The following is a 13,872-nucleotide window of genomic DNA, read 5'->3' as shown; positions in this document are numbered from 1 at the left end:
CCATTGCCGCCTTCTCTGACGTCCCTGACAGACAGTGCGCTTATCGCGCTCGATAATCTGGCCGACCGTGCGAGCAACCTCACCCATCCGACATTGCGGCTTGGCGTTACCGGGCTTTCCCGGGCGGGCAAGACGGTTTTCATTTCCTCCCTCGTCCACAATCTCCTGAATGGCGGCCGCCTTCCCTTATTCGAGGCCATGCGGTCGGGCCGCGTCTCGAATGTGCGCCTCGAGCCGCAGCCGGACGACGCCATTCCCCGCTTCCAGTACGAAGATCATATTCAGGCGCTGGTGCGCGACAGGCTGTGGCCGGATTCGACGCGGGCGATCTCGGAACTCAGGATCACGCTGGATTACCAGAGCGCCAGTGGTTGGGGCCGGTGGTTCTCGGCCGGCAAGCTGTCCATCGATATCGTCGATTATCCCGGCGAATGGCTGCTCGACCTGCCGCTTCTGTCGCAGGACTACAGACAGTTCAGCGACGCGACCGTCGCGCTCGCCGGGACAGGCATCCGTTCGGAGCTGGCGCAGGAATGGCTGGCGATTGCCTCCTCGCTCGATATCAATGCGCCTGCCGATGAGATGACGGCGAGACGGCTGGCGGAGAGTTTCGCGGCCTATCTGAAGGCCTGCAAATCAGACGAAAGATCGCTCTCCACCCTGCCGCCGGGCCGTTTCCTGATGCCCGGCGATCTGGAAGGTTCTCCGGCGCTGACATTTGCGCCCTTGCCGGGGCTGACCGATGAAAAAGCGCCGAAAGGCTCGCTGCGCGCCATGATGGAGCGGCGCTATGACGCCTACAAGTCGATTGTGGTCAAACCCTTCTTCCGCGAACATTTCGCCCGCCTCGACCGCCAGATCGTGCTGATCGACACGCTGCAGGCCGTCAACCGCGGACCGGAAGCCGTTCAGGATCTGGAACGGGCGCTGGGCGATGTGCTTGCCTGTTTCCGGCCCGGCACCAACAGCCTCCTGTCGTCGCTCATCGGCCGGCGCATCGACAAGGTGCTGATCGCCGCCACCAAGGCCGACCACCTGCATCACGAAAGCCATGACCGGCTGGAGCGGCTGACCCGTCGCCTGGTGGACCGCGCCATCACCACCATCGGCATGAACGGTGCCGGCATCGAGGTCATGGCTCTCGCTTCCGTGCGCGCCACCAGAGAGGCAAGCGTGCGTCAGGACGGCCACGAACTGCCCGTCATCGTCGGCACGCCGATGGCTGGAGAAACCATCAATGGCGAGACCTTCGACGGCAATCGCAAAACGGCGATCTTTCCCGGCGACCTGCCCGAAGACCCTGAACCGTTGTTTCGCAGCATCGACGAGGATGGCGACAAGGCGACGCTGCCGGATGTCAACGTCGTGCGCTTCCGCCCGCCGAATGTGGACGAGCCGGGCAGTGGCGGCATCCGGCTTTCCGTTCCCCATATCAGGCTCGACCGTGCCATGCAGTTCCTGTTCGGAGACAAGCTCGCATGAAGGCTCCCACACCCACCGATTCGCAGGCCCGCCGTCCGGCGGCTTTCACGTTAAAGACAGAGGAGACGGCACGGCCGTCGTCCGCGCAGAAACGCGCGCCGCGCAGCTTCGATACCGAGATTTCATTGACGACTGACGAAGACGATCCGTTTCTGGCACCGGAGGAGATCGATGCCGCCGCCTTGCCGGTGGCCTCGCCGAAGAAAAACCGCTTCTCTTTCGGCAAGCTCGCGCTTGGCGCGCTTGGCGTCTTGTTCTCGCTCGCATTCGGCCTTTGGGCGGATCAGCTTATCCGCAACCTGTTTTCCCGCTCCGACTGGCTGGGTTATACGGCGAGCATCGCCCTTATCGTCGCGCTTTTCGCCGTTCTCGTCCTCGTCGGGCGCGAAGTCTTCGGTATCATGCGGCTCAATGCCGTGCAGTCGCTCAAGGCCGATGCGGAGACGGCGAGCCTCGACAAGAGCCCGAAACCTGCCCGCGCCGTCATCACCCGCCTGAATGCCGTCCTTTCCCACCGCGCCGAAACGGCCAAGGGCCGCGCAGCGCTGAAGGATACGGAAAACGATGTGATTGACGGCCCCCATCTCATCGAGCTTGCCGAGCGTGAATTGCTGGCGCCGCTCGACCGGCAGGCGCGCGCACTGATTCTCAACTCCTCCAAGCGCGTCTCCGTGGTCACCGCCGTCAGCCCCCGTGCGATCGTCGATCTCGCTTACGTGTTGTTCGAGGTGACGCGGCTGGTTCGGGCCATGGCGGAACTCTACGGCGGCCGTCCCGGCACACTCGGCATGCTCCGGCTGCTGCGCGACGTCGTCGCCCATCTGGCCGTCACGGGTTCGATCGCCGTCGGCGATGGTCTCGCCCAGCAGGTTCTCGGACACGGCCTTGCCTCGAAGCTTTCCGCCCGCCTCGGCGAAGGCGTCATCAACGGCCTTATGACGGCGCGAATCGGTATTGCGGCGATGGACCTTTGCCGCCCGCTGCCGTTTCGTGCCGTGAAGCGGCCGGGGATCGGTGATTTCATGTCCGACCTGACACCCGATTTAAGCGGCGGAAAAAGCGGCGAAAAAGCCTGATTGGCAAGACATGGGCGGTTCAAAAGGTTACGAACAAAGCCGCGAATACGGGTGAAATAAACCAAGCATTAACCATTCCGCCGGTAGATTGCCGCCTATCGAACAGGCTTCTTCGCCGGGGAAAGTATCATGTATTCGCGCTTCTTTTCGCTTGTGGGCGGACTTGCCGCCATATTGTCCGTCAGCGGCGGTTTCGGCCTGTCTGACGTCCATGCCGCATCGCGCGATCGCGACGACGTATTCTTCCGCTCCGTGGCCGGCGTCTGGAAAGGTCCGGGCGAAATCGTCGCGGGCAAATACAAGGGCACCAAATTCACCTGCGATCTGACGGGTGAGCCGCTCGATGACAAAAAGACCGGCATCAAGCTTGGCGGCACCTGCCGCGTCGGCGTCTTCAGCCAGCCCATGTCCGCCATCATCAGCCAGAAGGGCAGCAGCTACGAAGGCAAGTTCCTCGATGGCGCCGAAGGCAAGGGATTGGACATTACCTCCGGACAGGTCAGCGGCGACAAGGTCGTCGTCGGCATCAACCGCTCCAAGCTCAATGGCGCCATGGTTGCCCGCGTCTCGAGTGACAATTCGATGAACATCACTATTTCCGTCAAGGTCGCCGACCAGATGATCCCTGTCATCGGCGTGACACTGGCACGCGACATCGACCAGCTCGCCGTCGGCTCGATCAAGCCCTAAGCACGATAATTCTCTCAGTCATTACCGAGCGGGAGTGTCCACCACTCCCGCTTTTCATTTGTGCGGACAATACCGCTTCTATCCGCCTGCTGAAGCCATTCCCGCACCGGCTTTCCCCGGACCTCGATATCCGGAGCGATCTCGGCGAGCGGCATCAGCACGAAAGCGCGCTCCGTCATACGCGGATGCGGCACTTCGATGCTTTCCGTTACGATAACCTCATTGCCATAGGTCAGCACGTCGATATCGATGGTACGCGGCCCCCAGCGCTCCGTGCGCACCCGCTTCATGCCCCTTTCAATATCGAGGCATAGTTGCAGCAGCGCGGGCGCCGTAAGCGAGGTTTCGACCAGCGCACAGCAATTGAAGAAATCAGCCTGATCCGTCTTGCCCCAGGGAGGCGTGCGATAAAGGCCGGAGACGGCCAACAGGCGGCAATTTTCATGCCTATCCAATTCGTGCAAGGCCTTGGCCATCGCGGCGGCGGGATCGCCGATATTGCCGCCGAGACCCAATGCGGCGACGGTCATCTTTTCAGGCACGGTGTTCAACACTCACCTGCGCGTAGTCGAGAATGCCGGGAACGGGAGCGGACGGTTTACGCACCGTGATGCGCAACCAGACGATTTGCGGGTACCGGGCGCGCAGCGCCTTGGCGATGTCGTTCGCCAGCGCCTCGATGAGATAACGGCGCTGCCCCACGACGATTTTTTCAATGACGGCGAAGGCCACGCCGTAATCGACGGTATTTTCAATGTCGTCGGTTTCCAGTGCGTCACCCGCCTCGACCTCCATCTCGGCATCGACGAAAAAGCGCTGGCCCAGCACCTCCTCCTGCTCGAGAAGACCATGACGGGCGAAAAAGGAACAGTTTTTCAGGATGATGGTATAGCGGCTCATCGCATCGCCTCCATGGCAGGAATGTTTCGCCCGAAAGTCGCGCCTTTGTGGGGACACGGCGTTCCGGCACTCGTTGATCTACGCATCGGCCTTTGCCGGCGCTTTGGCAAGAACCGCATCGGCAATTGCCAGTGCATCGCGTGTGGCAGTGACATTGTGCACGCGAAAAATCGAAGCACCCGAAAGGCGCAGGATCGCTGTCGTCGCAGCCGTTCCGATATCGCGCTCGGGAGCCGCATCCCTGCCCGTCAGCGACCCGATGAAACGCTTGCGCGACGTGCCGGCCAAAACCGGCAGGCCGAAAGCGGCAAGCTCACCGAATCGCGCCATAAGCTCGACATTTTCGTCCTCGTCCTTGGCGAAACCGAAACCCGGATCGAGCACGACGGCGTCGCGGGCAACACCCGCGTCCTCGGCGATCTCCAGCGAACGATTAAGGAATTCGAACTGGTCCTCGATGACATCGGCCCGTTTTTGCCGGTCGCGGCCGGTATGCATGATGCAGACGCCGGCGCGCGCAGCGGCGATCACGCCCGCCATCTCCGCATCCTTCTGCAGGCCGAAGACGTCGTTGACGATATGCGCGCCCGCCTCGATCGCAAGCCGCGCTGTCGACGCACGATAGGTATCGACGGAAATCAGAACCTCGCTCTCGCGGCGCAGCCTCTCGATGACGGGCAATACCCGATCCTGCTCCTGCGCCTCCGTCACATCCGCCGCACCAGGCCTCGTGGATTCGCCGCCGATATCGATGATATCTGCTCCTTCTTCCACGCAGGTCAGTGCATGGGAAAAAGCCGCATCGACGGCGAGAAAACGGCCGCCATCGGAAAATGAATCGGGCGTGGCATTGACGATGGCCATAATACGGCCACGCCCATCAAGTTTCAGGGAGCGGCCATGGGCCGCTTGCCACACGTTGCTGCCGGCTGTTATCACGTAACACGCGCCTTTCGGGAATAACGGAATGTTATGCCAATTCTTATAGGTTCCGCTCCGCCTATGCAGCAAACGTTTTTCAAGTTCAACCGGAAGGCCGGGTCATGACCAAATCATCACGTGCTCTTTGCGCCGCCCTTGCGGGCGCGCTGGCACTTTCTTCGGCTGGGCCGGCTTTTTCCGAAACCATCGTCCGCAAGACCTATTCCTATTTTTCGATCACCGGCAAAACCGCCGCCGATCTCGACCAGCAACTCTCAAAGCATGGCCCGCTGACGCGCAATACCGGCGCGCGCCATCCCGGCGCGACCGAGATCAAATTCGGCGGCGAGCTCACCTATGTGGAAAAAAACGGCCAGTGCAGCGTGGGAACGGCCAAGGTTCTTTTGAACACCCGTATCCTTCTGCCGCGATGGAAAAACCGCCGCCGCACCACCGCGGAGCTCGCCTTCATCTGGGATACGCTGCTTGCCGATATCAAACGCCATGAGGAACGACACGCGGAAATCGCCCGCACCCATGCCCGTTCGCTCGAAAGACAGCTGGCAGCCCTTCGTCCGCAGAAAAGTTGCGAAACGCTTCAGGAAATGGTCGGCAAGATCACCCAGTCGGTGATGGATGAGCACGACAGGGACCAGATGCGTTTCGATGTGGTGGAATCGAAAAATTTCGATGCCCGCATGACCCGGCTTTTGAAAAATCGGCTCGAACAGGGGCAAAATCGGCGGTAAATCGCCTTCGCCGCATTTTCCGCTAGAGACGCAACGCAACGGAAACATGACGTTACGTCATGTCCGATCTCACCCGTGACTTCTCGTCATGGTGCCGCCGCCGAGACTCATTGTAGCTTGTTCATACGGTTTTTAACGGTTGTGGCCCGCAGCGGGTCCGGCGCTCAAAACCCTCTCCGGTTCTCCCGGTGCGCACTTGAGGGCTCGCAGGTGTTTCCTCCCTCGCCTGCATGCTGCGTACCCGCCTCGCCCCGCTCTCCTCTACCTGGTGAGCGGGGCTTTTTCTGCGACCGGCGATGTGGAGAGCTTTCAGCCCTGGCGTTCGGGAACGTGAACGACAAGACCGTCAAGCTCGTCATTCATCTTGATCTGACAGGAGAGACGCGAGGTGGGGCGCACATCGAAGGCGAAATCCAGCATGTCCTCTTCCATCGGCTCCGGCCCGCCGACACGCTCCGCCCAGGCGTCATCGACATAGACATGACAGGTTGCGCAGGCACAGGCGCCGCCACATTCCGCGTCGATGCCGGGAATGGAGTTGCGCACCGCGTTCTCCATGACGGTGGAACCGTTGCTCACATCGAGTTCATGGGGCGTGCCGTCAAAGGCGACGATGGTCAGTTTTGTCATGCCGGAATCCAAAATGGTGATCTAAGAACTGTTCTAAACACATAGAAAGGCCGGTTCGCCTTGGCAACCCGCTTCAAGGGCGCACAGGCTGAACCGGCCTTGTTAAATGGCAAATTTGATGAACTCCGCCTCAGCGGCAGAGCTTGAGGATGAAGTTTTCCGCCTCGACGATGGTTGCCGCGAGTTTCGCAATCGCTGCGCTGTCCTTGCCTTGGTCCTCTACCGCAGCTGCGGCGGCGGAAACGGCTGGGGCGCCGACGGCCTGCGCAGCACCCTTCAGGCGGTGGGCGGTTGCCCTCACGGCCTTGTCGTCGGCCTCGGCAATTTCATGCAATGCGGCGCGGGCGTTGCGGCTGAACAGTTGCAGCACTTCGATTTCCAGATCCTTGTCACCCATCGTCTGACGGGCAAGATGATCGAAATCGATCGGCTTTTTCGTAACGGCCGGCGCACCGCCGCAATTATCCGGAGCTTCGAAAGCAATACTGACCGCTGCCATGGCTGGAATTCCTTGTCTCGCCGTTTCTTGTTTCGTGTCACATCTGTGTCGTATTTACGCATCCAAACCGGTGCTATCGGCTTAAATTACGGCGTGACGCGGGCGAAAATCTTCTGCTATGGTTAATTTATGTTAAACTTATGCGAAACAAGGCGTTCAGAGCGAAACTCAGGTTTAAAAACTGTTAAAAAGCCGACACTTCGCCGCTGCCGTAAATCCGCATTAATTGTTTCGAACACCTAAATGTGTCACTACGGTACTGCTGTTAAGACGAGGCTTAAGCGCAAGCTTTGTTATTACGGCACAGTGATGTAATTTCGCCCGAAAGCTGGACCACCAGCAATTCGGGATTTGGTAAATGGCGGAATTGCTCCCTTTAACGGGATAATGTTCCGCCGGCATGATGGCGGCAGTCCGCTTGCAGGTTGCAAGTGGTCGAACGGCATGAAGCCGGGCGTATGTGTAACGAGGCGTAACCGCATGGCGAATAACAAGATCAGCGACTCTGTCGACGAGACTGCATTTCAGGCGTTGGAAGACGCCCTGCAGCTCGGTGCTTTCGAGGAAAAGCCGGAATCGCGGAAAACCGCAGCGCCAAAGCCGCCGGAGGCCAGATTGAAGGAAGCAAGCAGACAGACCCCTGCTCCCGAGGCCGCGCGCGCGCCTGCCGAACAGGCGCCGAAATCGCCCAATCTGGAAGCGGCCAATGACGGCTCCAAGCGCAGCCCGGCGATGATCCTGAAATCGCTCGAAGGCGGCTCCATCGGCGGCGCACTCAGAAATGCGACGATCATGTCGGTGATCTGGGCGCTGGGCGGTCTCGGTGTGGCACACCTGCTTTACGGCAATGCGCTCTGGAATATCGCCTCGCTGGCCGACCTCACCGCAATTCCCGGCCTGATGGCGATCGTCGTCGGCATCCTCGTTCCCGTCATGCTGTTCTTCGCCTTCGCGATCATGATGGCGCGTGCCCGCGATCTGCGCAACGCCGCCCGCTCGATGGCCGAAGTCGCCCTTCGCCTTGCCGAGCCCGAAACCGTTGCCTCCGACCGCATCATGTCCGTCGGCCAGGCGGTTCGCCGCGAAGTCTCGGCCATGAATGACGGTATCGAGCGCACCATTGCACGTGCGACGGAACTGGAAACGCTGGTTCATTCGGAAGTCAACGCGCTTGAGCGCAGCTATGCGGACAATGAACTGCGTGTACGCAGCCTTGTGCAGGAACTGACCGCCGAGCGCGACGCCATCGTCAACCATGCCGAGCGCATTCGCTCGTCCATCGTTGGCGCGCAGGAACAGATCAAGGAAGAGCTTTCCATCGTCGGCGAAGAGCTTTCGATGCGGCTTGCCACGACAGGCGAAGCCTTCGCCTCGATGATCGACACGCGCTCCGCCGCCCTGCTTGAAAAATCGCGCGCTTCCACCGAAGCCATGGGCAGCCTGATCGCCGCCAAGACCGAAAACCTGCTTCAGGCACTGAATTCGTCAGGCTCGACCCTGTCGAACGAATTTGACATGCGCCTGCACAATCTTGCCTCGACGCTGGATGAGCGCGGCGAAGTGCTTCTCGAAAGGTTCGCAATCCATGCTTCGACGCTGGATAGCGGTGCTGAAAGCCTCAACAGCGCGCTTGAGGAGCGCACCCGCCAGCTCAACGAAACGCTGTCCACGCGCACGCTGGAACTCAACCGCAATATCGATCGCGGTCAGCAGATCATCGGTGGTTCGCTGGATACCGTGCTCGACAAGCTTTCGACGACGCTTGAGGAAAAGGGTCTATCCTTCCGCCAGAGCCTGCAGAGCACGGCTGATGATGCGATCATGGACCTCGATCTGCGTTCCGGCCTCTACGAAGAGCGGCTGCAGGCAACGGTTGGCCAGGTCAATACCGCCTTCGACGAACATGTGGCGGAATTTGCCAGTGCTTTCGACCAGCGCGCCGGCAGCCTCGACAGCAAGTTGATGGAAAGCCTCGCCCGCATCAACGAAACCGTTGCCGGCGGCTCCGAAGCGCTCGACACCATGCTGAACAGCGGCCTGGAGCGCATCGGCAATACCATGACCGATCAGTCTCTGGCGCTTGCAACCGCGCTGGGCACCGGCCAGGAAATGCTTGAAAGCGCCCTGGAAACCCGTACCCGCGAGTTCAGTGACGCGATTGGCCAGCGCACTGCCGAAATCACCAATGCCTTCGCCAATTCGCACGAGAAGATCGACAACGTGCTGGCGGAACGCAGCAACGCCCTGTTCGGCGCGCTTTCGGCCAGCCAGGACCGTTTCGACGAAGCACTCGCCAGCCGTTCGCTTGCCATTACCGGCTCTGTCTCCGGCACGGCCGAACGCCTTGCCGCGATGCTGGACGAACGTGCAGCCGCGATCAACAGCGTTGTTGCCGATGTCGAGCGCCGTCTGTCGGAAACCCTCGAAACCCGGGCTGCCGCCATCACCGGCGCTGTTTCCGGCATTGAGGACCGCATTTCCGACACGCTGGAAAGCCGCACCGCCGCCCTGCACGATGTCGTCTCCGGTGCTGAAAACCGCATCGCCGAAACGCTGGATGGCCGCACCGCAGCTCTTTCCAGCGCGATTTCCGGCGTTGAGGAACGCATCGCCGACACCATGGACAGCCGTACCTTGTCGCTGGACATGACATTCGCCAATGTCGAGGAGCGACTTTCCGAAACGCTCGACAACCGCACGTCCGCCCTCACCGGCATCGTGGCAAGCGCGGAAGAAAAGATCACAGGTGCGCTCGACAGCCGCACGGTGACTTTCGGCAACGTGGTTGCCGGTGCTGAAACCCGGATCGCGGAAACGCTCGACGGCCGCACCGCAGCCCTCAACGCCGTGGTTGCCGGTGCCGAAGAACGCATCGCGGATGCACTCGACAGCCGTACCATGGCGCTCGACATGGCATTTTCCGGCGCCGAGGAAAAAATCACGGAAGCTCTCGACACACGCACCGCAGCCCTTGGCGAGCTGGTGGCCGGCGCCGAGACCCGTATTGCCGGCGCACTCGACAGCCGCACGGATTCCCTGAAGACCGTCGTTGCCGGCGCTGAAGAGCGGATCACCGACGTGCTCGACAGCCGCACCATGGCGCTCGACCTGAGCTTCTCCGGCGTTGAGGAAAAGATCGCCGATATTCTCGACGGTCGCACCGCCGCCCTGCACAGCGCCGTTTCGGGTGTCGAGGACCGTATTGCCGGCGCGCTGGACAGCCGTACCGCGGCCCTTTCCGGCATTGTCTCCGGCGCGGAAGAACGCATCGCGGACGCGCTCGACAGCCGCACAATGGCGCTCGACATGACGATTTCAGGCGTCGAGGACCGGATTGCCGAGGCGATGGATGCGAGAGCTTCGTCGCTTTCGCTGGCTGCGGCCGGCGTTGGCCAGCGGCTGGAAGCCACCGCTTTCACGCTTGAGAATGCGCTTGCCAGCGGCCACGAGCGGCTGGAAACCATGCTCGGCTCGCAGGCGGAACGCATTGCCGGCTCGCTGGAGCACAATAGCGGCCTGATCGAACAGAGCGTCTCGGGCGCTGCCAACCGCATCGAAAGCGTCGTGGAAGACGGCAGCAGCCGTTTTGCGCAGACGGTCGAAGAAGGCGTTTCGCGTCTCGAAAGCAATCTGTCGCAATCTCACGAGGATATCCGCACCGCGCTCGACCAGCGCCACGCGGATATGGCAGCGACGCTCAGCTCCGCCACCACCCAGATGGGGGACATGCTTTCCGAGCAGGCGATGATGATCGGCACCACTGTCGCCTCCAGCGCCAGCATGCTGGAACTGTCGCTCGAAACCCAGCAGGAAACGTTGCAGAAGGCGATTGACGGCAGTGCCGTAACGCTGGAAGAGCGCCTTCGCAACAGCGCCGGCGACATCGCCGTCAAGATCGGTGAAGCCGCCCGTGAAATCGGCGGCGCGACGGATGCCCTGTCATCGCGCATCGAAACCTCGATCGGCAATGTCACCACCCGTCTCGACGAGACCGGCGCCCGTATCGAAACGTCGCTCGACACGTTGCAGGCACGCGTCGGCGGTGATCTGGCCAATGTGAATACGTCAATCGAAGATGCCGGCCGCCGTTTCGCCGAAGCGCTGGAAGACAAGACTGCAATCTTTGCCCGCACCAGCGACGAAGCTGCCGAGCGTATCACCGGCATTCTGGACGAACAGACAACACGCGTCTCCGACACATTTGAAAGCCGCACAAGCCGTCTGGCGGAAACCTTCGATACCGGCACGGCGCGTATTGACGAACGTCTCGGCACCATGGACCGGGCACTGACGATCGGCCTCGAAAACGTCAACCGTACCATTGAAGGCAAGGCGAGCGATCTCGCAGTCAGCCTGCGCGGCGCTGTCGTCTCCGCCACCCAGAGCATCGGCGATGAAGCGGCTCGCTCGTCTGCCCTGCTCTCCAAGTCCGGCTCGGAATTTGCCGATCAGGTCCAGGCGCAGAACGAGGCCTTCACCAAGGCCATCGAGGAACGCTCCGGCGAGATCGTCAACCGCATTTCGGATGCACAGACGCGTCTTTCCGGCCAGGCCGCAGCCGTCGCCCAGACCTTCTCCGAAGCCGGCAACATCATCGTCAACAAGGTGGCCGAAGCTGAAGCCGTCGTCCGCTCTCAGGTGGGCGTCATTTCCGAAACGCTGACGGGTGTCGAATCGGCCCTCGACGCGCGGGGCGAATCCATCCGCTCGGCGCTGGATAACCGCACCCGCGAACTCAACTCGATGCTGGCCAGCCGTTCTGCCGAACTGTCGCGCCTGATCGAGGAAAAAGCCAAGCCGGTGGTCGATGAATACGCCACCATTGGCCGCGAAGCTGCCGAAAAGATCGTTTCCGCTGCCCAGCAGAGCGCAGAACTTCTGTCGCAGAGCAACAGCGGCATGGTCGGCATGGTGGAACAGGCGATCAGCGATTACGCCAATGCCGGCACGGATGCGGCAAGCAAGCTCGTCGCCGCCACCCGCCAGAGCACCGACATGCTGTCGCAGACCCATACCGCCATGGCGGATGCCGTCGAACAGGGTATCGACAAATATGCCCGCTCCAGCAGCGATGCCGCCAACAAGCTGGTCGCCGCCACCCGCCAGAGCACGGATATGCTGTCGCAGACCCACAACAGCATGGCCGAAATCGTCGAAAAGTCGGCTTCCAACTTCAACTCCGCCGTCGAGCGCGCCGCACAGGAATTCGGCACGGCCGACGAAGCGTTGAATGCGTCTGCGACCCGCTTCTCCGATAGCGCTTCGCAGGCCGCCGACATGGTGTCCAGCTCCAGCCGTCTGCTGGAAGGAAAGATCGACCGCCTGTCGAATATTTCCGGCCAGACACTGGCGCAGGTTGCCGGCATCGTCGGCCGCTTCGAGGAACATTCGAAGGTGCTGAGCCAGGCCTCCGAACTGCTCAATGCGGCGCAATCGAGCCTCGTCGGCACGCTGGAGGAGCGTCAAGACGCGCTGCGCAGCCTGTCGGTCGGCCTCGTCAAGCGCTCCGAGGAAATCGAAAGCGCCATGCGCAACGTCGTCGGCGTGGTGGAAACCACGCTCAACGAAGCCGAGGAGCGTTCGCAGAACGTCGCCGGCAATCTACGCGACAATCTGCAGGCGTCCTTTACCGATATCGGCCGCTCGCTGGATGAAACCGAACAGCGCGCCCGCTCGGCGGCACAGACCATGCGGGGCGCCCTGCTCTCCGCCGGTCAGGATGCCAGCCGCTCGATCGAAAGCACGCTGTCCGACGCGCAGAAATATTCCGACGAGCTGGTCAACCGCCTGCGCGGCGGTGTCGAATCCTCGCTTTCGGAAGTCGACAATCTCTTGGGCAGCGCCTCGGAAAAATCCAACGCCGCCGCCGCCAACCTCAAGGAAACGCTGCGTCAGGCCGTCGAGGAGGCCGTGAGCCGCTTTGCCGGCGCGACCGACGAGATCCGCCGCTCCAGCCATGACATCCGCCGCGAGCTGGATGCGACCCGTGCCGAACTGAAGCGTGGCGCATTCGACCTGCCGGAAGAAGCCAAGGAAAGTGCGGCCGCCATGCGTCGCGCCGTTTCCGAGCAGATCAAGGCGTTGCAGGATATTTCCCAGCTTGTTGGCCGTTCGGCCCACCAGATGGAAGTCTCCGAACCCGTCGCCCGCGCCATTGCCGCAACCCAGCCGGCCGCCGAGCGCCGTGTCGAGACACGCCCGCAGCCGGCAGCAGCCGCTCCGGTGCCGCAGCGCCCGGCGCAGCCGCAGCCTGCCCCCGCGCCGGCCGCACTGCGCGGTTCCCTGCCGCTTGAGAACCGCCAGGTCGAAAACCGGCAAACCGAAAACCGTCAGGCACCCGCCCCCGCTCAACCGGTTGCGACCAACCCTGCCGGGCGTCGTGAAGAAGGCGGCGGCTGGATCAGCGATCTGCTGCGCGGTGCCTCGCGTGACGGTCAGGACGCCTCTGCGGCTTCCGCTCCCCGCGCCAGCGCCGAACAGCAACCGACCCGTGCGGCCGACACCCGCAACCCGCGACACATGGTCGAATCACTGAACTCGCTCTCCGTCGATATCGCCCGCGCCATCGACCACGATGCGTCGGTCGAACTGTGGCGCCGTTACCAGCGCGGCGAACGCGACGTCTTCACCCGTCGCCTCTACACGCTGAAGGGCCAGACGACGTTTGACGAGATCAAGCGCAAATACGAGCGGGAAGCCGAATTCCGCACCGCCGTGGATCGCTACATCACCGATTTCGAAAAGCTGCTGGCCGACGTGGCCCGCACCGACCGCGACCGAAGCGTTACGCAGTCCTACCTCACCTCCGATACCGGCAAGGTCTATACGATGCTTGCCCATGCGGCTGGCCGGTTCAATTGATGAAGACGCGATGCGGAGACGCCATCTCCGCATCGCTTTCCCAAATTCGACATAAAATGACCGT

The 13,872-nt window shown here is 61.7% G+C and carries 10 protein-coding genes; 5 read left to right on the top strand and 5 right to left on the bottom strand.

Features of this window, described 5'->3' with window-relative positions; translation table 11 throughout:
* Positions 1-3: 3 nt before the first annotated feature.
* The 3 genes from CFBP6623_RS05330 to CFBP6623_RS05320 all read left to right on the top strand — a co-directional run bounded on the left by CFBP6623_RS05330 (position 4) and on the right by CFBP6623_RS05320 (position 3,248).
* Entirely contained in the window at positions 4-1,482 is a 1,479-nt protein-coding gene (locus CFBP6623_RS05330) for a YcjX family protein (RefSeq protein ID WP_046800252.1), read from the top strand.
* The gene (locus tag CFBP6623_RS05325; RefSeq protein WP_046800253.1) at positions 1,479-2,558 is read left to right on the top strand and encodes a YcjF family protein; all 1,080 of its coding nucleotides are present in this window, start codon (positions 1,479-1,481) and stop codon (positions 2,556-2,558) included. Before CFBP6623_RS05330 ends, CFBP6623_RS05325 begins: the two co-directional genes overlap by 4 nt.
* A gap of 129 nt (positions 2,559-2,687) precedes the next feature.
* Positions 2,688-3,248, top strand: a complete 561-nt coding sequence (locus tag CFBP6623_RS05320) for a hypothetical protein (RefSeq protein ID WP_046800254.1) — start codon at positions 2,688-2,690, stop codon at positions 3,246-3,248.
* A 14-nt stretch (positions 3,249-3,262) separates the two neighbouring features.
* Here CFBP6623_RS05320 and folK read toward each other — a convergent pair whose 3' ends face one another.
* The 3 genes from folK to folP form a co-directional block, all read right to left on the bottom strand.
* A complete protein-coding gene (folK, locus tag CFBP6623_RS05315) occupies positions 3,263-3,778 on the bottom strand; it encodes a 2-amino-4-hydroxy-6-hydroxymethyldihydropteridine diphosphokinase (protein ID WP_170979831.1) in 516 nt (171 codons plus the stop codon).
* 4 nt (positions 3,779-3,782) lie between these two features.
* Positions 3,783-4,148 (bottom strand): dihydroneopterin aldolase, encoded by a 366-nt coding sequence (gene folB, locus CFBP6623_RS05310; protein WP_003502532.1) that lies wholly within the window; start codon positions 4,146-4,148, stop codon positions 3,783-3,785.
* Between the two features lie 78 nt (positions 4,149-4,226).
* Complete coding sequence (gene folP / locus CFBP6623_RS05305; protein ID WP_080842156.1) at positions 4,227-5,012, bottom strand: dihydropteroate synthase; 786 nt, start codon at positions 5,010-5,012, stop codon at positions 4,227-4,229.
* 179 nt (positions 5,013-5,191) lie between these two features.
* Between folP and CFBP6623_RS05300 the strand changes: the two genes are divergently transcribed.
* The gene (locus CFBP6623_RS05300; RefSeq protein ID WP_046800256.1) at positions 5,192-5,818 is read left to right on the top strand and encodes a DUF922 domain-containing Zn-dependent protease; all 627 of its coding nucleotides are present in this window, start codon (positions 5,192-5,194) and stop codon (positions 5,816-5,818) included.
* Positions 5,819-6,127: 309 nt separating this feature from the next.
* Here the strand turns inward: CFBP6623_RS05300 and CFBP6623_RS05295 are convergent, their stop codons facing one another.
* Together CFBP6623_RS05295 and CFBP6623_RS05290 are read right to left on the bottom strand one after the other, a co-directional pair.
* Complete coding sequence (locus tag CFBP6623_RS05295; RefSeq protein ID WP_003502527.1) at positions 6,128-6,448, bottom strand: 2Fe-2S iron-sulfur cluster-binding protein; 321 nt, start codon at positions 6,446-6,448, stop codon at positions 6,128-6,130.
* Positions 6,449-6,578: 130 nt separating this feature from the next.
* Complete coding sequence (locus CFBP6623_RS05290) at positions 6,579-6,947, bottom strand: Hpt domain-containing protein (protein ID WP_046800257.1); 369 nt, start codon at positions 6,945-6,947, stop codon at positions 6,579-6,581.
* Positions 6,948-7,427: 480 nt separating this feature from the next.
* Between CFBP6623_RS05290 and CFBP6623_RS05285 the strand changes: the two genes are divergently transcribed.
* Positions 7,428-13,808 carry a lipoprotein gene (locus tag CFBP6623_RS05285; protein WP_046800258.1) on the top strand — a complete coding sequence of 2,127 codons (6,381 nt, stop codon included), beginning with the start codon at positions 7,428-7,430 and terminating at the stop codon, positions 13,806-13,808.
* Positions 13,809-13,872: the final 64 nt, after the last annotated feature.

Origin of the sequence: Agrobacterium tumefaciens (assembly GCF_005221385.1) — a bacterium.
In the GTDB taxonomy this organism is placed as follows: domain Bacteria; phylum Pseudomonadota; class Alphaproteobacteria; order Rhizobiales; family Rhizobiaceae; genus Agrobacterium; species Agrobacterium tomkonis.
Note: the sequence above shows the minus strand (reverse complement) of the source record. Positions and strands in the feature narration are given on the sequence as shown.

Excerpts from the sequence above, each read along its gene's own strand:
- CFBP6623_RS05325 (WP_046800253.1), top strand. The coding sequence starts at position 1,479 with ATGAAGGCTCCCACACCCACCGATTCGCAGGCCCGCCGTCCGGCGGCT.
- CFBP6623_RS05320 (WP_046800254.1), top strand. The coding sequence starts at position 2,688 with ATGTATTCGCGCTTCTTTTCGCTTGTGGGCGGACTTGCCGCCATATTG.
- folK (WP_170979831.1), bottom strand. The coding sequence starts at position 3,778 with ATGACCGTCGCCGCATTGGGTCTCGGCGGCAATATCGGCGATCCCGCC.
- folB (WP_003502532.1), bottom strand. The coding sequence starts at position 4,148 with ATGAGCCGCTATACCATCATCCTGAAAAACTGTTCCTTTTTCGCCCGT.
- folP (WP_080842156.1), bottom strand. The coding sequence starts at position 5,012 with ATGGCCATCGTCAATGCCACGCCCGATTCATTTTCCGATGGCGGCCGT.
- CFBP6623_RS05300 (WP_046800256.1), top strand. The coding sequence starts at position 5,192 with ATGACCAAATCATCACGTGCTCTTTGCGCCGCCCTTGCGGGCGCGCTG.
- CFBP6623_RS05295 (WP_003502527.1), bottom strand. The coding sequence starts at position 6,448 with ATGACAAAACTGACCATCGTCGCCTTTGACGGCACGCCCCATGAACTC.
- CFBP6623_RS05290 (WP_046800257.1), bottom strand. The coding sequence starts at position 6,947 with ATGGCAGCGGTCAGTATTGCTTTCGAAGCTCCGGATAATTGCGGCGGT.
- CFBP6623_RS05285 (WP_046800258.1), top strand. The coding sequence starts at position 7,428 with ATGGCGAATAACAAGATCAGCGACTCTGTCGACGAGACTGCATTTCAG.